Source organism: Erwinia typographi, from assembly GCF_000773975.1.
Classification (GTDB): Bacteria; Pseudomonadota; Gammaproteobacteria; order Enterobacterales; family Enterobacteriaceae; genus Erwinia; species Erwinia typographi.
Window position 1 is genome coordinate 19,229 of record NZ_JRUQ01000032.1, and the last position, 22,500, is coordinate 41,728.

The 22,500-nt window shown below is 56.7% G+C and carries 23 protein-coding genes; 12 read left to right on the forward strand and 11 right to left on the reverse strand.

Annotated features, from left to right (window positions below; translation table 11 throughout):
• Positions 1 to 68: 68 nt before the first annotated feature.
• From pgk to NG99_RS30350, 7 genes are all read right to left on the reverse strand, one after another.
• Entirely contained in the window at positions 69 to 1,229 is a 1,161-nt protein-coding gene (gene pgk, locus NG99_RS10970; protein ID WP_034892203.1) for a phosphoglycerate kinase, read from the reverse strand.
• Between the two features lie 50 nt (positions 1,230 to 1,279).
• Complete coding sequence (epd, locus tag NG99_RS10975) at positions 1,280 to 2,299, reverse strand: erythrose-4-phosphate dehydrogenase (protein ID WP_034892205.1); 1,020 nt, start codon at positions 2,297 to 2,299, stop codon at positions 1,280 to 1,282.
• Positions 2,300 to 2,590: 291 nt separating this feature from the next.
• Positions 2,591 to 4,582: a transketolase gene (gene tkt / locus NG99_RS10980; RefSeq protein ID WP_034892208.1), complete on the reverse strand. Its 1,992-nt coding sequence runs from the start codon at positions 4,580 to 4,582 to the stop codon at positions 2,591 to 2,593.
• A 262-nt stretch (positions 4,583 to 4,844) separates the two neighbouring features.
• The gene (speB, locus tag NG99_RS10985) at positions 4,845 to 5,768 is read right to left on the reverse strand and encodes an agmatinase (protein ID WP_034892211.1); all 924 of its coding nucleotides are present in this window, start codon (positions 5,766 to 5,768) and stop codon (positions 4,845 to 4,847) included.
• Between the two features lie 188 nt (positions 5,769 to 5,956).
• The gene (locus NG99_RS10990; RefSeq protein WP_034892214.1) at positions 5,957 to 6,361 is read right to left on the reverse strand and encodes a YidB family protein; all 405 of its coding nucleotides are present in this window, start codon (positions 6,359 to 6,361) and stop codon (positions 5,957 to 5,959) included.
• A 114-nt stretch (positions 6,362 to 6,475) separates the two neighbouring features.
• Entirely contained in the window at positions 6,476 to 8,452 is a 1,977-nt protein-coding gene (speA, locus tag NG99_RS10995) for a biosynthetic arginine decarboxylase (RefSeq protein WP_034892216.1), read from the reverse strand.
• Positions 8,445 to 8,546, reverse strand: a complete 102-nt coding sequence (locus tag NG99_RS30350; RefSeq protein ID WP_408606401.1) for a virulence promoting factor — start codon at positions 8,544 to 8,546, stop codon at positions 8,445 to 8,447. Before NG99_RS30350 ends, speA begins: the two co-directional genes overlap by 8 nt.
• Positions 8,547 to 9,106: 560 nt before the next feature.
• Here NG99_RS30350 and metK point away from each other — a divergent pair.
• The 8 genes from metK to ruvX all read left to right on the forward strand — a co-directional run bounded on the left by metK (position 9,107) and on the right by ruvX (position 16,432).
• Complete coding sequence (gene metK, locus NG99_RS11000) at positions 9,107 to 10,261, forward strand: methionine adenosyltransferase (protein ID WP_034892219.1); 1,155 nt, start codon at positions 9,107 to 9,109, stop codon at positions 10,259 to 10,261.
• 412 nt (positions 10,262 to 10,673) lie between these two features.
• Positions 10,674 to 12,071 (forward strand): sugar porter family MFS transporter, encoded by a 1,398-nt coding sequence (locus NG99_RS11005; RefSeq protein WP_034892223.1) that lies wholly within the window; start codon positions 10,674 to 10,676, stop codon positions 12,069 to 12,071.
• Positions 12,072 to 12,140: 69 nt separating this feature from the next.
• Complete coding sequence (locus NG99_RS11010; protein ID WP_034892226.1) at positions 12,141 to 12,665, forward strand: SprT family zinc-dependent metalloprotease; 525 nt, start codon at positions 12,141 to 12,143, stop codon at positions 12,663 to 12,665.
• A gap of 106 nt (positions 12,666 to 12,771) precedes the next feature.
• Positions 12,772 to 13,485, forward strand: a complete 714-nt coding sequence (gene endA / locus NG99_RS11015; RefSeq protein WP_034892229.1) for a deoxyribonuclease I — start codon at positions 12,772 to 12,774, stop codon at positions 13,483 to 13,485.
• A gap of 75 nt (positions 13,486 to 13,560) precedes the next feature.
• Entirely contained in the window at positions 13,561 to 14,292 is a 732-nt protein-coding gene (rsmE, locus tag NG99_RS11020; protein ID WP_034892233.1) for a 16S rRNA (uracil(1498)-N(3))-methyltransferase, read from the forward strand.
• A 115-nt stretch (positions 14,293 to 14,407) separates the two neighbouring features.
• Positions 14,408 to 15,352 (forward strand): glutathione synthase, encoded by a 945-nt coding sequence (gene gshB / locus NG99_RS11025; RefSeq protein WP_034892236.1) that lies wholly within the window; start codon positions 14,408 to 14,410, stop codon positions 15,350 to 15,352.
• A gap of 94 nt (positions 15,353 to 15,446) precedes the next feature.
• Complete coding sequence (locus NG99_RS11030) at positions 15,447 to 16,010, forward strand: YqgE/AlgH family protein (protein WP_034892240.1); 564 nt, start codon at positions 15,447 to 15,449, stop codon at positions 16,008 to 16,010.
• Positions 16,010 to 16,432: a Holliday junction resolvase RuvX gene (gene ruvX / locus NG99_RS11035; RefSeq protein ID WP_198138761.1), complete on the forward strand. Its 423-nt coding sequence runs from the start codon at positions 16,010 to 16,012 to the stop codon at positions 16,430 to 16,432. The genes NG99_RS11030 and ruvX overlap by 1 nt, the downstream gene beginning before the upstream one ends.
• A 46-nt stretch (positions 16,433 to 16,478) precedes the next feature.
• Here ruvX and NG99_RS11040 read toward each other — a convergent pair whose 3' ends face one another.
• Positions 16,479 to 17,492, reverse strand: coding sequence for a type IV pilus twitching motility protein PilT (locus NG99_RS11040; protein ID WP_034892245.1), 1,014 nt, complete (start codon positions 17,490 to 17,492; stop codon positions 16,479 to 16,481).
• Between the two features lie 16 nt (positions 17,493 to 17,508).
• On the opposite strand from NG99_RS11040, the gene NG99_RS11045 reads away from it, so the two are divergent.
• The 4 genes from NG99_RS11045 to hemW are packed head-to-tail and all read left to right on the forward strand — an operon-like array spanning position 17,509 to position 20,529.
• Complete coding sequence (locus NG99_RS11045; RefSeq protein ID WP_034892248.1) at positions 17,509 to 18,216, forward strand: YggS family pyridoxal phosphate-dependent enzyme; 708 nt, start codon at positions 17,509 to 17,511, stop codon at positions 18,214 to 18,216.
• 8 nt (positions 18,217 to 18,224) lie between these two features.
• Positions 18,225 to 18,779 carry a YggT family protein gene (locus NG99_RS11050; RefSeq protein ID WP_034892251.1) on the forward strand — a complete coding sequence of 185 codons (555 nt, stop codon included), beginning with the start codon at positions 18,225 to 18,227 and terminating at the stop codon, positions 18,777 to 18,779.
• A gap of 21 nt (positions 18,780 to 18,800) precedes the next feature.
• Positions 18,801 to 19,394 (forward strand): XTP/dITP diphosphatase, encoded by a 594-nt coding sequence (locus NG99_RS11055; RefSeq protein ID WP_034892254.1) that lies wholly within the window; start codon positions 18,801 to 18,803, stop codon positions 19,392 to 19,394.
• The gene (hemW, locus tag NG99_RS11060) at positions 19,387 to 20,529 is read left to right on the forward strand and encodes a radical SAM family heme chaperone HemW (RefSeq protein WP_034892257.1); all 1,143 of its coding nucleotides are present in this window, start codon (positions 19,387 to 19,389) and stop codon (positions 20,527 to 20,529) included. Before NG99_RS11055 ends, hemW begins: the two co-directional genes overlap by 8 nt.
• A gap of 35 nt (positions 20,530 to 20,564) precedes the next feature.
• Here the strand turns inward: hemW and NG99_RS11065 are convergent, their stop codons facing one another.
• The 3 genes from NG99_RS11065 to trmB all read right to left on the reverse strand — a co-directional run bounded on the left by NG99_RS11065 (position 20,565) and on the right by trmB (position 22,421).
• Positions 20,565 to 21,278, reverse strand: a complete 714-nt coding sequence (locus NG99_RS11065; RefSeq protein WP_034892260.1) for a YggN family protein — start codon at positions 21,276 to 21,278, stop codon at positions 20,565 to 20,567.
• A 97-nt stretch (positions 21,279 to 21,375) separates the two neighbouring features.
• On the reverse strand, positions 21,376 to 21,702 hold the full coding sequence (locus NG99_RS11070; RefSeq protein WP_034892263.1) for a YggL family protein: 327 nt from the start codon (positions 21,700 to 21,702) through the stop codon (positions 21,376 to 21,378).
• Positions 21,702 to 22,421 (reverse strand): tRNA (guanosine(46)-N7)-methyltransferase TrmB, encoded by a 720-nt coding sequence (gene trmB, locus NG99_RS11075; RefSeq protein ID WP_034892265.1) that lies wholly within the window; start codon positions 22,419 to 22,421, stop codon positions 21,702 to 21,704. Before trmB ends, NG99_RS11070 begins: the two co-directional genes overlap by 1 nt.
• Between the last annotated feature and the right edge of the window lie 79 nt (positions 22,422 to 22,500).

Consider the following 22,500-nt stretch of genomic DNA (forward strand, 5'->3'; position numbering starts at 1 on the left):
GTATTAAGAGATTCGGAACCCGTTACCGGGTAAATCAGTCCGACGGGAGACGCGCTCCCGCCCAGAGATTACTGTTTCGCACGCTCTTCAAGCATGGCAACGGCTGGCAGCGTTTTGCCTTCCACAAACTCGAGGAAAGCGCCGCCGCCGGTAGAGATATAGGAAATTTTATCTTCAATACCGAACAGATCGATGGCCGCCAGCGTATCACCGCCGCCGGCGATAGAGAATGCGTCGCTGTCTGCAATCGCCTTCGCAACGATTTCCGTGCCTTTACGGAAGTTCGGGAATTCGAATACGCCAACCGGACCGTTCCACAGGATAGTTTTGGCTTCTTTCAATAACTTAGCCATTGCCAGCGCGGTTTCGTCACCGAAGTCCATGATCTCTTCATCATCACCCACTTCGCTCACTTTCTTCAGGGTAGCTGGCGCAGTTTCAGAGAATTCCGTGCCTACGCGAGAATCGGTTGGCACCGGGATTTTGAATTCGTCGCGCAATTTCTTCGCGGCTTCAACAAAATCCGGTTCATACAGTGACTTGCCTACTTTGTTATCGATAGCCACAAAGGTGTTGGCGATGCCGCCGCCAACGATAACGGTGTCGGCAATTTTCACCAGCGAGTTCAGCACGTCGAACTTAGTGGAAACTTTAGAACCGCCAACCACGGCAACCATTGGGCGAGCTGGCGTTTTCAGCGCTTTACCCAGTGCGTCCAGTTCGTTGGCCAGCAGCGGACCAGCACAGGCTACCGGAGCGAATTTACCCACGCCATGGGTAGAAGCCTGAGCACGGTGAGCCGTGCCAAAAGCGTCCATCACGTAGATGTCGCACAGCGCGGCGTATTTTTTAGAGAGCGCCTCGTCGTCTTTCTTTTCGCCTTTGTTAAAGCGAACGTTTTCCAGCACCACCAGCTCACCGGCGGCAACGTCAACGCCGTCAAGGTAGTCTTTCGCCAGGCGAACAGGGCAAGAGAGTTTGTCTTTCAGATAGTTAACCACCGGCAGAAGAGAAGCCTCTTCACTGTATTCACCTTCGGTTGGACGGCCAAGGTGGGAGGTTACCATCACTTTTGCGCCCTGCTTCAACGCCGCTTCGATGGTCGGCAATGAAGCACGGATACGTGCATCAGACGTCACTTTCCCTTCTTTTACCGGCACGTTCAGATCGGAGCGAATAAGTACGCGTTTGCCAGCAAGATCCAGATCGGTCATCTTAATTACAGACATGGTGAATCCTCTCGTTGATTCTCTAAGTTTTGACAGGCGCAAACCGCGCCCTACCTGAAACCGCTTGCGGCCATCGCTAACGTCGTATCAATCATTCGGTTAGCAAAGCCCCATTCGTTGTCGCACCAGACCAGCGTTTTGATCAGGTGCTGACCGCTGACCCGCGTCTGCGTGCCGTCCACAATGGCACTGTGCGGATCGTGGTTAAAATCTATGGAGACTAACGGTAATTCCGTATAGTCAACTATACCACTAAATGCCCCTTCTGACGCGTTTCGCAACAGGGCATTGACCTCGCACGCCTGCACCGCCTGCCCCACGCTGACGCTCAAATCAATCGCCGTCACGTTAATCGTCGGCACACGCACGGCTATCGCTTCAAAACGGTCATTAAATTTAGGAAAAATGCGCGTAATGCCCGCGGCAAGACGAGTATCCACCGGAATGATCGACTGACTGGCCGCGCGGGTACGTCGCAGGTCGGGATGATAAGCGTCAATCACCTGCTGATCGTGCATGGCAGAGTGAATAGTGGTTACCGTGCCCGACTCGATGCCATAGGCATCATCCAGCAGTTTAATCACGGGAATAATACAGTTGGTGGTGCAGGAGGCATTGGAGACGATCAGATGGTCAGGCTGTAACGCTTTCTCGTTTACCCCGTAAACCACGGTGGCATCCAGATCGTGACCGCCTGGGTGAGAAAAAAGCACTTTCTTCGCGCCGGCCGCCAGATGAGCCTCGCCATCGGCGCGGCTACCGTATACGCCGGTACAATCCAGCACTACATCGACGTTCAGCTCCCGCCAGGGAAGATCGTCGATTGCCGCACAATGCAGCAGGCGGATCGTATCTTCACCGACCCACAGCAGATCCCGCTCCTGGCGGACATCCCAGGCGAAGCGCCCGTGGCTGGTATCGTACTTCAGTAGATGCGCTATTCCCGCCGCGTCCGCCAGCTCATTGATGGCTACCACGGTTACCTCAGCACGACGTCCGGTTTCATAAAGAGCGCGCAGTACGTTGCGCCCGATGCGACCAAAACCATTTATGGCAATGCGAACCGTCATATCACTCCTGCATCCGAATTCGGTGTAAAACTGGAGCGTTAGCCTGAGCCAGACGTTCGTATTTGTACAGGGAATTCTTGCATCAAGGAAACTGTACTAAGCCCGTTTTTCGTCAGTGCTTATGCAAACTGAAACGGTTCAGCGAGAATAATTGAACTCAGGAATAATGGGAATGACGAGGATCAATTGCAGCGACAATCTTTCGATCTATGTCACAGTTTTAGAAAATACCGACGAGGGATCGCAGCGGTATAAAACAGCGGGGCGGAAAGGAATTCCGCCCCGCTGGCATTACAGCAGTTCTTTCGCTTTAGCGACCACGTTATCCACGGTGAAGCCAAACGTTTCAAACAGCTGCTCGGCAGGCGCAGACTCACCAAAGGTGGTCATGCCGATGATGGCACCGTTCAGGCCGGTATACTTGAACCAGTAATCGGCAATACCGGCTTCGATAGCTACGCGCGCGCTAACCGCTTTCGGCAGTACCGCTTCACGGTAAGCCGCATCCTGCTTGTCAAAAGCATCGGTAGACGGCATCGACACCACGCGAGCCTTGCGGCCTTCTGCGGTAAGCTTGTCATACGCGCCGACGGCCAGTTCAACTTCTGAACCAGTGGCGATCAGGATCACTTCCGGCTGACCGTCGCAATCTTTCAGCACGTATCCCCCGCGAGCTACGTTAGCCAGCTGCGCGGCGCTACGCTCCTGCTGCGCCAGGTTCTGGCGTGAGAAGATCAGCGCGGTTGGACCGTCGGCACGCTCGATGGCGTATTTCCAGGCCACCGCAGATTCGACCTGGTCGCAAGGACGCCACAGGCTCATGTTTGGCGTCACGCGCAGGCTGGCCATCTGCTCAACCGGCTGATGCGTTGGGCCATCTTCGCCCAGACCAATTGAGTCGTGGGTGTAGACCATCACCTGGCGGATTTTCATCAGCGCAGCCATGCGGGCAGCGTTGCGCGCATATTCGACAAACATCAGGAAGGTCGCGGTATACGGCAGGAAGCCGCCGTGCAGCGTGATGCCGTTGGCGATAGCGGTCATGCCGAACTCGCGCACGCCGTAATGAATGTAGTTACCGGCCGCGTCTTCGTTGATTGGCTTAGAACCAGACCACATAGTCAGGTTGCTTGGCGCCAGGTCAGCGGATCCGCCCAGGTACTCTGGCAGCAGTTTACCGAAGGCTTCCAGGCTGTTCTGAGAGGCTTTACGGCTGGCGATTTTCGCCGGATTAGCCTGCAACTGTTCGATATACTTCTGCGACTCCGCCTGCCAGTTAGCCGGCAGTTCGTTCGCCACGCGGCGCTTGAATTCTGCCGCCAGCTCAGGATGAGCCTTAGCATAGGCCGCGAATTTCTCGTTCCAGGCCGTTTCTTTCGCCTGGCCCGCTTCTTTCGCATCCCACTGCGCGTAGATGTCCTGCGGGATTTCGAACGGCGCGTGGTTCCAGCCCAGCTGCTTGCGGGTCAGCGCCACTTCGTCCTCGCCCAGCGGCGCGCCGTGCGAATCGTGCGTGCCGGCTTTGTTCGGTGAACCAAAGCCGATCACGGTCTTACACATCAGCAGAGAAGGTTTGTCGCTGACCGCTTTGGCCTGTTCAACCGCTTTCTTAATCGCTTCTGCATCGTGACCGTCAACGCCGCGCACCACATGCCAGCCGTAAGACTCGAAACGTTTAGCGGTATCGTCAGTGAACCAGCCCTCAATGTGGCCGTCGATAGAGATGCCGTTGTCATCATAGAAGGCAACCAGTTTGCCCAGCTTCAGCGTGCCCGCCAGCGAGCACACCTCGTGGGAGATGCCTTCCATCATGCAGCCATCGCCCATAAACACATAGGTATTGTGGTCTACGACATCGTGGCCGGGACGGTTAAACTGGGCCGCCAGGGTGCGCTCAGCGATCGCCATACCGACGGCATTAGCAATGCCCTGCCCCAGCGGGCCAGTGGTGGTTTCAACACCGGCGGTGTAGCCGTATTCGGGGTGACCTGGAGTTTTAGAGTGCAGCTGGCGGAAGTTAGCCAGTTCCGCAATCGGCAGATCGTAGCCGCTGAGGTGCAGCAGGCTGTAAATCAGCATTGAGCCGTGGCCGTTAGACAGCACGAAACGATCGCGGTCGGCCCACAGCGGGTTAGTCGGGTTATGGTTCAGGAAGTCGCGCCAGAGGACTTCGGCGATATCCGCCATCCCCATTGGGGCGCCAGGGTGGCCAGATTTGGCTTTTTGTACCGCATCCATACTCAATGCGCGAATGGCGTTAGCAAGCTCTTTACGAGAAGACATGTTCTACTCCAGGTCGGATTAAACGCTTCGCCGTCCTTAACCTATTTTAATCAATGAGTTATCAGGCAAAGTTGTAAAAGTCGACCCTCAATGTACATGAAAAACGGGGCATCTGTACATGGCGAAAAGTGCAAAATAGCCGGGCAAAACTTGCACTTTCACTGTATAGCCACTACACGGTCAGGTTTGGCAAGGCTATAACGCCCCTTTTTAACGCCACGCAGGTTGTCTGGAGCGCCCCGATCCACGGGGCGCCGTGACGCTACTCGCCTTTGTTTACCGCCTGAACGTGCAGCATATCCAGCGCCAGCGTCGCCGCCGCCAGCGAGGTCAGATCGGACTGATCGTAGCCTGGCGCCACCTCAACCAGATCCATCCCGACGATATTCAGCCCCTGAAGCGCCCGCACCAGCTTGGTGGCCTTATCGGTGGTCAGCCCGCCGATCACCGGCGTACCGGTTCCCGGCGCGTGAGCAGGGTCGAGGCAGTCGATATCAAATGTCAGGTAGACCGGCAGATCGCCAACGATCTGTTTTACCTGCGCGATAATATCGTCAACGCTGCGATCGTTTACCTGAGCCGCGTCCAGCACGTTGAAGCCGAGAGAGGCGTCAAATTCGGTACGAATACCAATCTGTACCGAGTGGGCCGGATCGATTAGCCCTTCCTTCGGCGCGTGGTGGAACATCGTGCCGTGGTCGAAAGTCGGGCCGTTGGAGTAGGTGTCGGTGTGGGCATCGAAATGCACCAGCGCCATCTTGCCGAAGTACTTCGCGTGGGCGCGCAGCAGCGGCAGCGTGACGTAGTGGTCGCCGCCAAAGGTCAGCATGCGCTTGCCGTTAGCCAGCAATTTTTCTGCATGAGCCTGCAGCTTATCGGTCAGATCCTGCGAGTCGCCAAAGGCGTAAACCAGATCGCCACAGTCAATCACCTTCAGACGCTGGCGCAGATCGAAGGTCCACGGCCAGCGGCAGCCTTCCCATGCCAGGTGAGTAGAAATCTGGCGGATCGCGCCCGGCCCCAGGCGGCTGCCGGGGCGACCAGAAGTGGCCGCATCAAAAGGAACACCGGTGATCACCCACTCCGCATCGCAGTCGTAGGGCTGGAAATTAACCGGAAAACGCATAAAACCAAAGGCGTTTGATACCAGTGAGTTGTCATACTGGTTGCCCAGGGTGTTATTCATACCAAATCCTCTTTAACGGTGAAGCCGGACCGGGCCAGCTGTTGCTCAAACCGAGATGAAAAAAATCCCCGCCGCGTCGTTAAACCCGACGAGGAAGGGATTTGAGTCTTTTATTTTTCAGTCTGCCGTACCAAACGACAGGATGAAATTTTTCGCTACCGCCAGCAGGTAGCCAGTAACAACCGCAATCAGGACTTACCGAAAACGTTGCCCAGCAGAGAGCTGACGCTCTGAGTGTCAATCTCTCCGGCTGGCGAGGCTTTATCCACTACGCCGGGCAGGTACTGCGCCAGCGCGGAAGAGGCGCCGTTGACGTCAGTTCCCAGCTTATCGGCCAGCGATTGCAGCGCGTCGGTTCCGAATGCGGACTGCACTTCACTGCTGCCAATCGCCTCATTGCCGCCGGTGCCTATCCACGAGTTGAGAATGCCGCCGAGGCCGCCCTGCTGAAATTTCTCCAGCAGCACAGCGAACCCGCCCTGTTCTTCCACCCATTGCAGGATAGCCTGGAGCTGAATGCCGGAGCCGCTGCCCGCGCCATTCTGCGCATCACCACCCAGTACATCACGCAATATTCCATCAAACAGACTCATGCCTTACTCCTTTTCTCGCTGATATGCGGCCTGATTTTCAGGGCCGCTACGTCGTTAAAGGAGCAGATAACCGTAGCTACCTTCAGCGCGACATCCGCTCCCACTCCGGGAAGATTATTCGTCTTCCAGATAAGTGTAGCCATACAGGCCAGACTCGAACTCGGCCATGAACTGTGCCCGTAGTTCCTCATCCAGATCGCTCTCTTTGATCTGGTTACGGAAGTGGGTCAGCAGCTCCTGCGGGTCCAACTGAACGTACTCGAGCATATCCGCAACGGTATCTCCTTCGTCGGACAGCTGCACGTCAACCCGGCCATCGGCATAAGCAAACACGTCAACCGCTTCGGTATCGCCGAACAGGTTGTGCATATTGCCCAGGATCTCCTGGTAAGCCCCGACCATAAAGAAACCCAGCATCGGCGGATTATCCACGTCGTACTGCGGCATCGGCATAGTGGTGGCAATGCCGTCGCCGTCAACATAGTGATCAATGGTGCCGTCGGAATCACAGGTGATGTCCAGCAGCACGGCCCGACGCTCCGGCGACTTGTTCAGGCCTTCCAGCGGCAGAACCGGGAACAGCTGATCGATGCCCCAGGCATCCGGCATCGACTGGAACAGCGAGAAGTTGACGTAGATTTTATCCGCCATGCGCTCTTGCAGCTCGTCGATGATCGGACGGTGCGCGCGGTTGCTTGGATCCAGATGCTGCTGAATATAGTGGCAGATGCTCAGATAAAGCTGCTCGGCCCAGGCGCGCTGCGTCAAATCGTAGGTGCCCTGCGAATAGCCGGTGTGGATATCAAACAGGTCCATCTGGCTGTCATGCAGCCATTCACGCAGCGAGCGGCGGTTATTCGGCTCGTGCATCTCCTGCCAGGTATCCCACATGCTGACGATCGGGCGGGGTGATTCCGCAGACGGCGGCTGTGGCTCGCTGAACTCGTTGCGCTCCACGCCAATAATGTTGGAGACCAGCACGGTGTGGTGCGCGGTCACGGCACGGCCCGACTCGGTGATTACCGTAGGGTGCGGCAGGTTGTGCTCTTCACAAGCGTCGCCAATAGCCCAGATCACGTTGTTGGCATACTCATTCAGGCCGTAGTTTACTGAGCAGTCGGACTGCGAGCGCGTTCCTTCATAGTCGACGCCCAGACCGCCGCCGACGTCGAAGCACTGAATGTTGACGCCCAGCTTAGCCAGCTCAACGTAGAAGCGAGCGGATTCGCGCACGCCGGTAGCGATATCACGAATGTTCGCCATCTGCGAACCGAGATGGAAATGCAACAGTTGCAGGCTCTCCATCCGGCCCGCTTCGCGCATAATGTCCACCAGCTTCAGTACCTGAGTAGCCGACAAACCAAATTTTGATTTTTCGCCTCCGCTGGACTGCCATTTGCCCGAGCCCTGAGAAGCCAGACGGGCGCGAATGCCGAGACGAGGCACCACGTTCAGACGCTCGGCCTCTTCCAGCACCAGCTTCACTTCGGTCATTTTTTCCAGCACCAGATAGACTTTGTGGCCCATCTTTTCGCCGATCAGCGCCAGGCGAATGTATTCACGGTCTTTATAGCCGTTACAGACAATCACCGAGCGGGTCATACCGGCGTGAGCCAGCACGGCCATCAGCTCAGCTTTCGAGCCGGCTTCCAGTCCCAGCGGTTCGCCAGAATTAATCAGGGATTCGATGACGCGCTTGTGCTGGTTAACCTTGATCGGATAAACGAGGAAATAGTCGCCGCGATAGCCGTAAGATTCCCGCGCGCGCTTGAACGCGCCATTAATCGAGCGCAGCCGGTGCTGTAGGATTTGAGGGAAACAGAACAGTGCAGGAAGACGCTGGCCTTCCGCCTCGCGCTCTTTAACCAGCTTCGCCAGATCGACACGGGCTTCAGGCACGTCGGGATCGGGGCAAACGCTGATATGACCCAACTCATTGACGTCGTAGTAGTTATTGCCCCACCAGGCAATATTGTAGGTGCGCAGCATCTTGCTGGCATCTTGATCGCTCATGGCCACCTCCTGCATTGAGCGGAGTCCACCCTGTTCGCCTGCTGACGAACCCTTCATTGCTTTCATGTCGTCAGACATTGCGAGCCTCAAATTTCAATGATGCGGAACAGTTAACTACTATCGCAGGGATAACCCGCGACAACAAGCCATCGACTACCGGTAAATTCAGCATAAAACGCTGAAGAGTCGCACCAATCGGTCTCTGAAGTATAACATTAATCACACGGGACTCCGGGAAACGAGTCGGACAACCAATAGCAAAAATCCCTCAGTAAAAGCTGAGAGCGCCGGATTAAAGCGAGTGCGGAAGTGTAGCCTGCGCAGGTGGCGAAATGATGACGGGAAGCGCCATAACCTCGCGAAAGCGCACAAGAAAGGGATGCAGAAGGCTCAGGTGACAACGCCGCGGCGTTTTATACAGCCAGAACGCTCAAATTGCAAAAACTTAATGTGCGGAATGGCCAGGCTGTCATAAAAATGTTCCACTTTTCATCTCAGCTGAAAAATGCTTTAACGAAAAAAGGCTGGCAATTCGTTTATTGAGTAACCTAAAATAGCCGTCCAGATGTTAATCCGTCTATACTGGTTAACTTCTAAGCGTCTTCATTTGTATGTACTGCTCATGGCTTTGCCTGAGGGGGGCGCTGGAAAGCTGAGCCAGTGAATTACCGGCAACCAGTCTTTAGCGCTATGCAGTTGATATTAACCCGTATTCAGTAAGGTAAAGAATAAATGGCTAAACACCTTTTCACTTCCGAGTCCGTCTCAGAAGGACATCCTGATAAAATCGCTGACCAGATCTCTGATGCCGTGCTCGATGCAATCCTTGAGCAGGATCCGAAGGCCCGCGTGGCCTGCGAAACTTATGTAAAAACCGGCATGGTTCTGGTTGGTGGCGAAATCACCACCACCGCCTGGGTTGATATCGAAGAAATCACCCGTAATACCGTGCGTGAAATCGGTTATGTCCATTCCGATATGGGCTTTGATGCCAATTCCTGTGCCGTCCTCAATGCCATTGGCAAACAGTCTCCCGATATCAATCAGGGCGTTGACCGTGCCGATCCGCTGGAGCAGGGCGCTGGCGACCAGGGCCTGATGTTTGGCTATGCCACCAACGAAACGGACGTGCTGATGCCTGCGCCGGTGACCTATGCGCACCGCCTGGTGCAGAAGCAGTCTGAAGTGCGTAAAAATGGCACCCTGCCGTGGCTGCGCCCGGATGCGAAAAGCCAGATCACCTTCCAGTATGACGATGGAAAAATCGTTGGTATTGATGCGGTAGTGCTGTCTACACAACATGCCGAAGAGATCTCGCTGAAAGATTTGCAGGAAGCGGTGATGGAAGAGATCATCAAGCCAGTGCTGCCTGCCGAGTGGATTAACGCCGGGACTAAATACCACATTAACCCAACCGGACGCTTTGTCATCGGCGGCCCAATGGGCGACTGTGGTCTGACCGGCCGTAAAATCATCGTCGATACCTACGGCGGTATGGCTCGTCACGGCGGCGGCGCTTTCTCCGGTAAAGATCCTTCTAAAGTTGACCGCTCTGCGGCCTACGCGGCGCGCTATGTGGCAAAAAACATCGTGGCTGCCGGCCTGGCCGACCGCTGTGAGATCCAGGTTTCCTACGCCATCGGCGTGGCTGAGCCGACCTCAATCATGGTGGAAACTTTCGGTACTGAGAAGGTGGCAACTGAGCAGTTGACTCTGCTGGTGCGTGAGTTCTTCGACCTGCGTCCATACGGCCTGATCCAGATGCTGGATCTGCTGCACCCGATGTATCGCCAAACGGCGGCATACGGCCACTTTGGTCGTGAGCATTTCCCGTGGGAAAAAACCGATAAAGCCGAACAGCTGCGCGAGGCCGCTGGCCTTAAGTAAGCGTAAGCTTGCTGGTCTGAGGGCACCCAACGGGTGCCCTTTTTGCTGTCTGACGCTGGCGGATACCCGGCTGTTGACTACACTTTGCCAAACTTCAGTCAGCTATTTTGTTAACGGTTACACCAGGAAATATCCTGTATATCCGACAATTAAGAATTAACACTCTTAACAGACTGTAGCAAAATGCGCTATTTTCAGCGCTGTCTGATAGCCGGTTGTTTTACAACTGAGTGAAACTGTTTATGACTATGACTATCTGGTTAAAAAGCGTAAGCGCGCGTGAAAATGCTGCTTTCAGGAACGATCAATAGTGTAAGCGATTACACCAATGTGATCTTCAGCACAGTCTTGCGGGCAAAGGTTTTCTAACATTTATAACAACAATAAGCAGTACCACTTTAATGGAGGCGTTATGCCTGATAATAAGAAACAGAGCAGAACATCGAACAAGGCGATGACCTTTTTCGTGTGTTTCCTCGCCGCACTGGCCGGTCTGCTGTTTGGTCTGGATATCGGCGTCATTGCCGGCGCCCTGCCCTTCATCGCGAAAGACTTCAACGTAACGGCACACCAGCAGGAATGGATCGTCAGCTCAATGATGTTTGGCGCCGCTGTAGGCGCAATAGGCAGCGGCTGGATGTCATCCCGCCTTGGCCGTAAAAAAAGCCTGATGATTGGTGCCGTGCTGTTTGTGATTGGCTCGCTGTGGTCAGCGATGTCATCCAACCCGGAAATGCTGATCTTCGCCCGCGTTCTGTTGGGTCTGGCGGTCGGCGTGGCTTCCTATACCGCGCCGCTTTACCTCTCTGAGATCGCGCCTGAGAAAATTCGCGGCAGTATGATTTCCCTTTACCAGCTGATGATCACCATCGGTATTCTGGGCGCCTATCTCTCCGATACCGCGTTCAGCTACTCCGGCGAATGGCGCTGGATGCTGGGCGTGATCACCATTCCTGCGGTTCTGCTGCTGGTTGGCGTGTTCTTCCTGCCGAACAGCCCGCGCTGGCTGGCGGCGAAGGGCGACTTCCGCACCGCGCAGCGCGTGCTGGATCGTCTGCGCGATACCAGCGAGCAGGCGAAGAAAGAGCTGGATGAAATCCGCGAAAGCCTGAAGATCAAGCAGTCCGGCTGGAGCTTGTTCAAAGACAACGGCAACTTCCGCCGTGCGGTTTACCTGGGCGTGCTTTTGCAGGTGATGCAGCAGTTCACCGGCATGAACGTCATCATGTATTACGCACCGAAGATTTTTGAAATTGCTGGCTTTACCAACACCACCGAGCAGATGTGGGGCACGGTTATCGTTGGTCTGATCAACGTCCTCGCCACCTTTATTGCTATTGGTCTGGTTGACCGCTGGGGCCGTAAGCCAACCCTCAAGCTGGGCTTCCTGGTGATGGCGGTGGGCATGGGCGTACTGGGCACAATGCTGCACGTTGGCATTCACTCGCCGGGCGCGCAGTACTTTGCCATCGCCATGCTGCTGATGTTTATTGTTGGCTTTGCGATGAGCGCCGGTCCGCTGATCTGGGTTCTGTGTTCTGAGATCCAGCCGCTGAAAGGCCGCGATTTCGGTATCACCGTTTCCACCGCCACCAACTGGATTGCCAATATGATTGTCGGCGCAACCTTCCTGACCATGCTCAACACGTTGGGCAACGCGAACACCTTCTGGGTCTACGCCGGTCTGAACGTGCTGTTTATCATCCTGACTATCTGGCTGATCCCGGAAACCAAAAACGTTTCGCTGGAACACATTGAACGCAACCTGTTGAGCGGCAAAAAGCTGCGCGATATCGGACAGCGTGACTAAAACGGACTGGCCGGGGAAACCCGGCCAGCCTGATTGAATTCCCTCCTGCCAGATCGTATCCTCTGCCCTATGAAATCCCTCAGACTTCCCATCGCCCTGCAACAGGCGGTTATGCGCTCGCTGCGTGAAAAATTGCGGCTGGCAAACCAGCGTCTTGAGCGTAGCTATCCCGAACCGAAGCTGGTCTACCAGCAGCGCGGCACGGCGGCGGGCACCGCATGGCTTCAGCACTGGGAAATCCGCCTCAATCCGGTGCTGCTGCTGGAAAATCAGCAGGCCTTTGTTGATGAAGTCGTCCCGCATGAGCTGGCGCACCTTTTGGTGTGGAAACACTTTGGCCGCGTGGCCCCGCACGGCAAAGAGTGGAAATGGATGATGGAAAGCATTCTCGACGTCCCGGCGCAGCGCACCCATAAGTTTGAGATAGAATCAGTGCGCAGCCGCTCTTTCCCCTACCGCTGCGGCTGTCAGCAGCATCAGCTCACCGTTCGTCGCCACAACCGCGTGGTGCGCGGTGAAAGTGAGTATCGCTGCGTCCACTGCGGCGAGCGCCTCTCTCCCGGCCAGTTCCAACAATCCGAAAAAACGTCATGAAGCGTAAAAAAACATCAATAACCCGCTGATTTCACAACGGTGATTTCCCGAAACCGGGCGAATCTGTTACGCTCGCAGCCTGGTTTATAAGACAAATATTCTGAACATGCTTCGCAAAATCTTTTCCTGCTTTTCACTCTCACTGCTTTTGCCGACCTTTTTCGCCCACAGTCTCAGCCTGGACAACTATCATCAGAACAACTTCAGCCAGGCCAAAGCGTACGCGACGAAGATCAATGCCGACGCGCCCGGCACCTTTTACTGCGGTTGCCGGATCGACTGGAAAGGTAAAAAAGGCGTGCCGAATCTGGCGTCCTGCGGCTATAAGGTGCGCAAGAATGCGAACCGCGCCCACCGCATCGAATGGGAACATGTGGTGCCTGCCTGGACTTTTGGGCACCAGCGCCGTTGCTGGCAAAACGGCGGCCGTAAGCAGTGCGCCAAAGATGCTATTTACCGGCGTATCGAGTCCGACCTGCATAACCTTCAGCCCGCGATTGGTGAAGTGAATGGCGACCGCGGTAACTTTATGTACGGCCAGTGGAACGGCGGCGAGCATCAGTATGGTCAGTGCGCGATGAAGGTCGACTTTAAAAATAAGCGCGCAGAGCCGCCAGCGCGCGCACGCGGCGCCATTGCCCGCACCTGGCTGTACATGCGCGACCACTATCAGATCGCCATGTCTAAACGGCAGACGCAGCTGATGACCGTCTGGAACCGGCAGTATCCCGTCACCCCATGGGAGTGCAAACGGGACGATCGCATCGCTCGCGTACAGGGCAACCACAACCCTTATGTACAGCAAGCTTGCCAGCGGTAAAATCACTGACCTAAACTAGAGCCAGCCTTATGGCCGGGCCCGTTGCCCGGCCGCTAACTTTTGATCAGGATTTCCATGCGAATACCCCGCATCTTTCATCCCGAAACGCTTATCGCGGGCAGCGACATCGCCCTGTCCGAAGACGCCGCCAACCACGTAGGCCGCGTGCTGCGAATGACCGCTGGGCAAACCCTGGAATTGTTCGATGGTAATAATCTGACTTTTACCGCCGGGATTGTGCAGGCTGATAAAAAAACCGTGCGCGTTTCCGTTGGCGAGAGCCGCGAAGAGAGCCGTGAATCCCCGCTTCATCTGCATCTGGGACAGGTGATGTCCCGCGGCGAAAAGATGGAGTTCACCATTCAGAAAGCGGTAGAACTTGGGGTAAATGTGATCACCCCCTTGTTTTCTGAACGCTGCGGCGTAAAGCTGGATGCCGCAAGGCAGGCGAAAAAGCATCAGCAGTGGCAGAAAATTGTTATCGCCGCCTGCGAGCAGTGCGGCAGAAACAGCGTGCCGCAGGTGCGTGAAGCCATGACGCTGGAAGCCTGGAGCGCCGAGCAGGACGCGGGCCTCAAACTCAACCTGCACCCACGAGCCAGCCAGAGCATCAACACGCTGCCGCTGCCCGTGCAGCGCGTGCGGCTGCTGATTGGGCCGGAAGGCGGCTTAACCGCAGAAGAGATCGCCATGACCGCGCGCTACGGCTTTACCGATATCCTGTTAGGCCCAAGGGTGCTACGCACCGAAACGACGGCCCTGACGGCGATTACTGCGCTTCAGGTTCGCTTTGGCGACCTGGGCTAACAGCGCTTTTAACGCTAAGCAAAAAAATTTCCTGAACGGTATCGTCGCAGGCAGAAAGCCTGGAGGCTTACGGTAGTTGGGCAGGCGAACGAAAGGCTCACTGGAGACAGACTAAATGATTAAGCTTGGCATTGTGATGGACCCGATTACCTCCATCAACATTAAAAAAGACAGCAGCTTCGCCATGCTGCTGGAAGCACAGCGCCGCGGCTACGAAATTCATTATATGGAGATGAACGATCTCTATCTGCGCGGCGGCGAAGCTCGCGCCCGCACCCGTACCCTGAGCGTTGAGCAGAACTATGACAAGTGGTTCGAATTTGGCAGCGAGCAGGATATCGCGCTGGCGGAGCTGAACGCGGTACTGATGCGCAAAGACCCGCCGTTTGACACCGAATTTATCTACGCTACCTACATCCTTGAACGCGCCGAAGAGAAAGGCACGCTGATCGTCAACAAACCGCAGAGCCTGCGCGACTGTAACGAGAAGCTGTTCACCGCCTGGTTTGCCGAACTGACGCCGGACACGCTGGTAACGCGTAACGCCAGCCAGATTCGTCAGTTCTGGCAGCAGCACGGCGATATCATCCTGAAACCGCTGGACGGCATGGGCGGCGCGTCGATCTTCCGCATCAAGCAGGAAGACCCTAACCTGTCGGTAATTATTGAAACCCTCACTGAGCACGGCAGCTTCTACTGCATGGCGCAAAATTATCTGCCGGCCATCAAGGAAGGCGACAAGCGCGTGCTGGTAGTGGACGGCGAGCCAGTACCCTACTGCCTGGCCCGCATTCCTAAGTCGGGCGAAACTCGCGGTAACCTGGCGGCCGGCGGCCGGGGCGAGGCGCGTCCTCTGAGCGAAAGCGACTGGGAAATTGCGCGCCGCGTAGGCCCAACGCTGAAAGCTAAGGGGCTGATTTTTGTCGGCCTGGACATCATTGGCGACAAGCTGACGGAAATCAACGTCACCAGCCCTACCTGTATCCGTGAGATCGAGGCCGCATTCCCGATTTCGATTACTGGTATGCTGATGGACGCCATTGAAAAGCGCCTGGCCTGACGGTACGAATGGGGTCAACGGGCCCCCTTATTAACCCGTTAATTACGCTCGCGGCGCCTGCCGCGGGCGGTTAACCCGAATACAGAATCCTGATATGAATTTACAGCATCATTTTTTGATTGCGATGCCCACGCTACAGGACCCGTTATTTAAGCGCTCGGTGGTTTACATCTGCGAGCATAACGATGACGGAGCCATGGGACTGATTGTAAACAAGCCGATGGAGAACCTGACCGTTGACGGCATTCTGCAGAAGCTAAAAATTTCGCCAACCCCGCGCGAGCCGGAAGTCAAGCTCGACAAGCCGGTCTTTTCGGGCGGCCCGCTGGCGGAAGACCGTGGATTTATTCTGCATTCGGCTCAGAAGACGTTCGCTTCCAGCATTCGCGTTTCTGACAACACGGTGATCACCACGTCCCGTGACGTGCTGGAAACTCTCGGCACGCCGGAACAACCGAAAAACGTGCTGGTCGCGCTGGGCTACTGCGCCTGGGAGAAAGACCAGTTGGAAAGTGAACTGCTGGAAAACGCCTGGCTCACCACGCCAGCCGACAGCAACATTCTCTTTAAAACGCCGATAGCCGAACGCTGGCGCGAGGCGGCGAAAAGCATTGGCGTGGATATCCACAATATCACCAGCGATGCGGGTCATGCCTGATGAGCCACATGACGCTGTTATCTTTTGATTTTGGGACAAAAAGTATTGGCGTTGCCATCGGGCAACAGCTGACCGGCACCGCCAGGCCGCTGCCAGCGCTGAAAGCGCAGGACGGCACGCCGGACTGGAGCAAAATAGAAGCGCTGCTGAAAGAGTGGCAGCCGGATCGCGTAGTGGTCGGCCTGCCGCTGAACATGGACGGTAGCGAGCAGTTGCTGACCGCCAGAGCGCGCAAGTTCGCTAACCGCATCCACGGCCGCTTTGGCGTGCAGGTTGATCTTCACGACGAGCGTCTGAGTACCGTTGAGGCCCGCGCGGAGCTGTTCGAACGCGGGGGATTTCGCGCCCTGAGTAAAGGCAGCGTTGACTCCCTGTCAGCCGTCATCATTCTCGAAAGCTGGTTTGAAAACAGCGGATACTGAACGCGCGACCTGTACAGGGCACGCCGCTGCCAGCACCAGCCAGCGGCTACCCCAACGCTGCTGAAGCGAGCAGCCCAGCCCGCACCCTCTCGGCCCGGCTCTGAGCAAACGTCTGCATTCCTGCCTGAATGCCCGTTTCCAGCAGCCCCGGCAACTGATGGGTTTTTCCTTCACGGATCAAATTAGCCACCGCTGGCGTGTTCACCAGCACTTCAAAAAGCGCAACTCTCCTCTGCTGTTCAGCCGTCGGCTCAAGGCGCTGGGCGATTACCGCCTGCAGGCTGCCTGCCAGCTGGCTACGGATCAGGTTTTTCTCCGCGCCGGGGAAGACGTCCACCAGCCGCTCAACCGCCTGCGCTGCGCCCCTGGTATGCAGCGTCGCCAGCACCAGATGCCCGGTTTCAGCGGCGGTTAACGCCAGCTGAATGCTGTCGCTATCCCGCAGTTCCCCCAGCAGGATCACGTCTGGGTCCTCGCGCAGCGCGCTTCGCAGGCCATCGCTGAACGAACGGCAGTGCGTGCCAATCTCACGCTGTTGGATCAACGATCGCTGGCTGTGATGGAGAAATTCAATCGGGTCCTCCAGCGTCAGAATATGCCGCGCCTGCTGCTGATTGATCGCGTCGATCAAAGCGGCCAGCGTGGTCGATTTGCCGCTGCCGGTCGCGCCCGTCACCAGCACCAGGCCATCTTCCAGCTGCAATAGCGCACGGGTAACCGCAGGCAGGCGCAGCGCATCAATCTCGGGGCTTTTGCTGGCAATTATCCTCAGCGCCAGCGAAAGTCCCTGCTGCTGACGAAAAAGGTTGGCGCGCAGACGCGTAGCGTCTGGCAACGTCAGCGCAAAATCCAACTGCCCTTCCGTGCCGAACTGCCTCTGCTGCTGCGCCGTCAGCCAGCGGCGAATGCACTCTTCCAGCTCTGCGCTGGCGATCGGCGGCATTTTCTCCATCGGTTCCAGCCTGCCGCCGCGGCGCCAGAACGGAGAATGACCACTGCAAAGGTGCAGATCCCCCGCGTTATGCTTTACACTAAGGGCCACCATGTCTTCAATATCCATATTATTTCCCTGAACTATGACCTCGATTCAGCACAACTTACAGCAAGTCCGCGAGCGAATCTCAGCGGCAGCCGCACGCTGCGGCCGCGATCCGGCAGAAATCACTCTGCTTGCCGTCAGCAAAACAAAACCTGCGGGCGCGGTCGCAGAAGCGGCTGCGGCTGGTCAGCGCTGCTTCGGTGAAAACTACGTGCAGGAAGGCGTTGATAAGATCCAGGCGTTGGGGAATTCCGCCCTCGAATGGCACTTTATTGGCCCGCTGCAATCCAACAAGAGCCGGCTGGTCGCCGGGAATTTTAGCTGGTGCCACACCGTTGACCGGCTGAAGATTGCCGCCCGGCTGAATGAACAGCGTCCGGCTGCGCTGCCGCCGCTGAACGTTCTGATCCAGGTAAACATCAGTGACGAAACCAGCAAATCTGGCATCATGCTGGAGGAGCTGAATGAACTGGCAAAAGAGATTGTGCTTCTGCCGCGCTTGACGCTGCGCGGTCTGATGTCCATCCCCGCGCCGGAGGCCGATTACGCGCGTCAGCTCGCCGTTTGCCAGCGGCTGGCCGCCGCGTTTGACGCGCTGAAAACCGACTATCCCACTGTCGACACGCTTTCTCTGGGAATGAGCGACGATATGGAGGCCGCGATAGCGGCAGGCAGTACCCTGGTGCGCATTGGCACCGCTATTTTTGGCGCTCGTGATTACGGCGCCGCTCACAACAATAATTGAGGAACCCCATGCTGACGCTGACTTTTCTGGTCAAGACCCTGATCGACCTGTACGTGATGGTGCTGCTGTTACGCATCTGGATGCAGTGGTCGCGCGCCGATTTTTATAACCCTTTGTCCCAGTTTGTCGTTAAAATTACCCAGCCAGTGGTGAAACCTTTACGCCGCGTCCTGCCCGCTATTGGCCCCATTGATACCGCCTCGCTGCTGCTGGCCTTTGTGCTGACCACGCTGAAATACCCCATCCTGTTAATGATTCAGGTTGGCGCTTTCTCGCTCGATCCGATGAATTTGCTGGTCGGCCTGCTGTCGCTGTTGAAATCTGCCGGCTCTCTGGTGTTCTGGGTCATCATCATTCGCTCGCTGATGAGCTGGATCAGCCAGGGACGCGGCCCGGTAGACTACCTGCTGGTTCAGCTGACCGAACCGCTGATGAGCCCGATTCGTCGTATCCTGCCCGCGATGGGCGGCATCGATTTCTCGGCGATGGTGGTGATCCTGATCCTCTATATGCTGAACTACCTGGGCATGGACCTGTTCCCTGGCCTCTGGTATCTGCTGTAACCTGAAAATTCTGGACCTGATATGCAAAAAGTTGTGCTCGCCACCGGTAATCCCGGCAAAGTTCGTGAAATGGCCGATCTGCTGGCCGCCTTTGGCCTCGATATCGTGGCGCAAACCGAACTGGGCGTAGAGTCAGTCGAAGAGACTGGCCTGACATTTATTGAGAATGCCATCCTGAAGGCCCGCCATGCCTCAGCGGCAACCGGTCTGCCCGCAATTGCCGATGACTCGGGTCTGGCGGTGGATGCGCTCGGCGGCGCACCGGGGATCTATTCGGCGCGCTACGCTGGCGAAGATGCCAGCGATCGGCAGAACCTGTTGAAGCTGCTGGCCGCGCTGGAAGAGGTGCCGGACGGGCAGCGTCAGGCCCGGTTCCACTGCGTGCTGGTCTATATGCGTCATGCGGACGATCCCACGCCGCTGGTGTTCCACGGCAGCTGGCAGGGTGAAATTACCCGCACCGCGGCGGGCGAAGGCGGCTTTGGCTACGATCCGATTTTCTTTGTCCCGGCGCTGGGCAAAACGGCGGCCGAGCTGAGCAAAGCGGAAAAACATGCGGTTTCCCATCGGGGAAAAGCCATGACGCTGCTGCTGAAAGCGATGAGCAATGCGTAAGCTCCCGCCGCTGAGTCTGTATATCCATATTCCCTGGTGCGTGCAGAAGTGCCCCTACTGCGACTTCAATTCACATGCGCTGAAAGGCGATGTCCCCCACGAAGAGTACGTGCGGCACCTGCTGGCGGATCTGGATGCTGACCTGCCGCTGACCTCAGGGCGCGAAGTCAGCACCCTTTTCATCGGCGGCGGCACGCCAAGTTTGTTAAGCAGCGAAGCGATGCAGATGCTGCTGGACGGGGTGCGCGCCCGCCTGCCGCTCTCCGCCACGGCAGAGATCACCATGGAGGCCAATCCCGGCACCGTCGAAGCGGATCGCTTCAGCGGCTACCAGCGCGCCGGTATCAACCGCATCTCGATTGGCGTGCAAAGCTTCAGCGAACAGAAATTAACGCGCCTGGGGCGCATTCACGGCCCGGAAGAGGCCAGGCGCGCGGCCAGGCTGGCCGCCGGACTGAACCTGCGCAGCTTTAACCTGGATTTGATGCACGGCCTGCCCGATCAGTCGCTGGAAGAGGCGCTGGACGATCTGCGTCAGGCCATTGCGCTGAATCCTCCGCATCTCTCGTGGTATCAGCTTACCATCGAGCCAAATACCCTGTTTGCTTCCCGACCGCCGGTGCTGCCGGACGACGACGCGCTGTGGGATATTTTCGAGCAGGGCGACCAGCTGCTGACGGCGGCGGGCTATGTGCAGTATGAGACCTCCGCCTACGCCAGGCCTGGCTACCGCTGTGAGCACAACCTCAACTACTGGCGCTTTGGCGACTACCTCGGCATTGGCTGCGGTGCTCACGGCAAGCTAACTCAGCCCGACGGCACCATCGTCCGTACCACCAAAACCCGCCACCCGCGCGGTTTTATGCAGGGGAAGTATCTCGATCGCCAGCATCAGGTGAGCGACAGCGAGAAGCCGTTCGAATTCTTTATGAACCGCTTCCGCCTGCTCGAACCCGCGCCGCGTGAAGAGTTTGCTCTCTATACCGGATTAGCGGACAGCCATATCCGCCCGCAAATCGATCGCGCGCTGAATGCAGGTTACCTGATTGAAACGGCAGAGAGCTGGCAGGTGACGGAGAAAGGCAAGCTGTTCCTGAATTCGCTGCTGGAGCTGTTTCTGGCAGAGGAAGAGTGAGATAAGGCCGGAGGAATCCGGCCTTTTTTAATGCGCTATTTCAGCCCGGCAATCATCGCTTTGCGCTGATCTTCCAGCGAAGTTACCCGGCCGCAGACTTCCTTACCGAAATTCTGGAAATCCTTCTCCTGGCCTTTCCATTCGGCCTGTAGCGACTGCTGTAATCCGCCGAGGTTGCCCATAATCGCCTGGAGCGGGTTATCGCCCTGCCCGGCCTGCTTGCTGCCCATCTCGTTCAGACTGTCCTGCACCACGCCGCCCATCGCACTCTGCACCAGCTGCTCGCCGTCCTGACGCACCTGGTCGATAGCCTGATGGTGGAAAGTCAGCCCGTCGCTGCGGTGTTCAATAATGCGGTTCATCTGCTGCTTAAGCTGGGTGTCCAGCGTGGTCAGACGGTTACGCACGTTGCTGTTCTGACCGAGCTTCTCCACGATAACCTTATCCAACGCGACGCGGCCTTTTTCCAGACGCTGGCGCGCGCCCTGATCGATCCAGGGCAAATCACGGCGCAGCGCGGTCTGGTAATCAATCGCTTTCTGACGAGTTGCCGTATCGACGGTGGCAGCCTGACCGTTGCGCTGCACGTCCCCGGTCGGCGTGATCAGCAGATTGCCGCTGGCACCCACCACCTGCACGGTCTGAGGAGAGATCACGATGTCATCCTGGGGTTTCACGCTACATTGATAGTCAGCCTGAGCCTGGCCCGCAGCCAGCAGTAACGCTGCCACCATCATCGCTTTACGCATTTTGCATTCTCCTTAGAGTGAAAAGGCCACGCATGCGTGGCCCTTATAAACATCCGTTTATCCCCACATCCTTCAGGATGCGCGGCGGGATACTGTCTTAGTCCCACCAGACGTCAAAAAGTTCGGTGACCTGAATGTTGTTCAGCTTACGATCTTCCAGCCACTTGCGCACCAGCTCACGGTGCTCTTCGGTGCATTTGCCGGTCTCCTGCAGGCAGATCAACCCCTCCCATTGCAGGTAGCCGCTGCCGTCGAAAGCCAGACCGTTCGGATCGATCGCTTCTGCAATCAGGGCATCAACCGTTTTGTCGATAGTCTCTTCGCTACTGCCTTCGGGGAAGGTGAAGCCAATAGAGAAACCTAATTCCTGAAACTCATCGATATGCATTTTTTTACGCAAGCGACGACTGCGTTGGGTAGCCATTATTTAATCCTCTCGAACATAAGATCCCAAACACCGTGGCCCAGACGCTGACCACGCTGCTCAAATTTGGTTAACGGACGCGACTCAGGGCGCGGCACGTAATTCTGGGTTTCAGACTGGTTTTTATACCCGGCGATGCTGCTCATCACTTCCAGCATGTGCTCAGCATAGGCTTCCCAGTCGGTCGCCATGTGGAATACGCCGCCGAGCTTCAGCTTGCGCATCACCAGCTCGGCAAACGGCACCTGCACGATGCGGCGCTTGTTGTGACGCGCCTTATGCCACGGGTCCGGGAAGAACAGCTGCACCATGCGCAGCGAATTGTCCGGGATCATCTTGTCCAGTACGTCGACGGCATCGTGGCACATCACGCGCAGATTCGCCACGTTGGCCTCGTGCGCGCTGCTCAGACAGGCGCCCACACCCGGAGAGTGAACTTCAATACCGAGGAAATTCTGCTCCGGGTTGTTCCCGGCCATGGTGACCAGCGAGGCGCCCATGCCGAAACCGATCTCCAGCACCACCGGCGCATCACGACCAAACAGGCTGACCAGATCGACAGGTTCAGGCTGATATTCCACGCCCATCACTGGCCAGTAATTATCCAGCGCGTGCTGCTGGCCTTTGGTCAGGCGCCCCTGACGACGGACGAAGCTGCGAATACGGCGCATCGGGCGACCGTTTTCATCAAACTCCGGGGAAATGACATCATTCTTCATATTTCTGCCTGCTGGTCTGCAATCTCTGGAAAGGGGGCATTATGCAAAGTTACAGCGCTTAAGCAAGCCCCGCTAACTT

Excerpts from the sequence above, each read along its gene's own strand:
- gshB (WP_034892236.1), top strand. The coding sequence starts at position 14,408 with ATGATTAAGCTTGGCATTGTGATGGACCCGATTACCTCCATCAACATT.
- NG99_RS11010 (WP_034892226.1), top strand. The coding sequence starts at position 12,141 with ATGAAATCCCTCAGACTTCCCATCGCCCTGCAACAGGCGGTTATGCGC.
- ruvX (WP_198138761.1), top strand. The coding sequence starts at position 16,010 with ATGAGCCACATGACGCTGTTATCTTTTGATTTTGGGACAAAAAGTATT.
- trmB (WP_034892265.1), bottom strand. The coding sequence starts at position 22,421 with ATGAAGAATGATGTCATTTCCCCGGAGTTTGATGAAAACGGTCGCCCG.
- NG99_RS11045 (WP_034892248.1), top strand. The coding sequence starts at position 17,509 with ATGACCTCGATTCAGCACAACTTACAGCAAGTCCGCGAGCGAATCTCA.
- speB (WP_034892211.1), bottom strand. The coding sequence starts at position 5,768 with ATGAATAACACCCTGGGCAACCAGTATGACAACTCACTGGTATCAAAC.
- rsmE (WP_034892233.1), top strand. The coding sequence starts at position 13,561 with ATGCGAATACCCCGCATCTTTCATCCCGAAACGCTTATCGCGGGCAGC.
- epd (WP_034892205.1), bottom strand. The coding sequence starts at position 2,299 with ATGACGGTTCGCATTGCCATAAATGGTTTTGGTCGCATCGGGCGCAAC.
- metK (WP_034892219.1), top strand. The coding sequence starts at position 9,107 with ATGGCTAAACACCTTTTCACTTCCGAGTCCGTCTCAGAAGGACATCCT.
- pgk (WP_034892203.1), bottom strand. The coding sequence starts at position 1,229 with ATGTCTGTAATTAAGATGACCGATCTGGATCTTGCTGGCAAACGCGTA.
- NG99_RS11050 (WP_034892251.1), top strand. The coding sequence starts at position 18,225 with ATGCTGACGCTGACTTTTCTGGTCAAGACCCTGATCGACCTGTACGTG.
- NG99_RS11005 (WP_034892223.1), top strand. The coding sequence starts at position 10,674 with ATGCCTGATAATAAGAAACAGAGCAGAACATCGAACAAGGCGATGACC.
- endA (WP_034892229.1), top strand. The coding sequence starts at position 12,772 with ATGCTTCGCAAAATCTTTTCCTGCTTTTCACTCTCACTGCTTTTGCCG.
- NG99_RS11055 (WP_034892254.1), top strand. The coding sequence starts at position 18,801 with ATGCAAAAAGTTGTGCTCGCCACCGGTAATCCCGGCAAAGTTCGTGAA.
- NG99_RS11040 (WP_034892245.1), bottom strand. The coding sequence starts at position 17,492 with ATGGATATTGAAGACATGGTGGCCCTTAGTGTAAAGCATAACGCGGGG.
- NG99_RS10990 (WP_034892214.1), bottom strand. The coding sequence starts at position 6,361 with ATGAGTCTGTTTGATGGAATATTGCGTGATGTACTGGGTGGTGATGCG.
- NG99_RS11070 (WP_034892263.1), bottom strand. The coding sequence starts at position 21,702 with ATGGCTACCCAACGCAGTCGTCGCTTGCGTAAAAAAATGCATATCGAT.
- NG99_RS30350 (WP_408606401.1), bottom strand. The coding sequence starts at position 8,546 with ATGCTGAATTTACCGGTAGTCGATGGCTTGTTGTCGCGGGTTATCCCT.
- hemW (WP_034892257.1), top strand. The coding sequence starts at position 19,387 with ATGCGTAAGCTCCCGCCGCTGAGTCTGTATATCCATATTCCCTGGTGC.
- speA (WP_034892216.1), bottom strand. The coding sequence starts at position 8,452 with ATGTCTGACGACATGAAAGCAATGAAGGGTTCGTCAGCAGGCGAACAG.
- tkt (WP_034892208.1), bottom strand. The coding sequence starts at position 4,582 with ATGTCTTCTCGTAAAGAGCTTGCTAACGCCATTCGCGCATTGAGTATG.
- NG99_RS11065 (WP_034892260.1), bottom strand. The coding sequence starts at position 21,278 with ATGCGTAAAGCGATGATGGTGGCAGCGTTACTGCTGGCTGCGGGCCAG.
- NG99_RS11030 (WP_034892240.1), top strand. The coding sequence starts at position 15,447 with ATGAATTTACAGCATCATTTTTTGATTGCGATGCCCACGCTACAGGAC.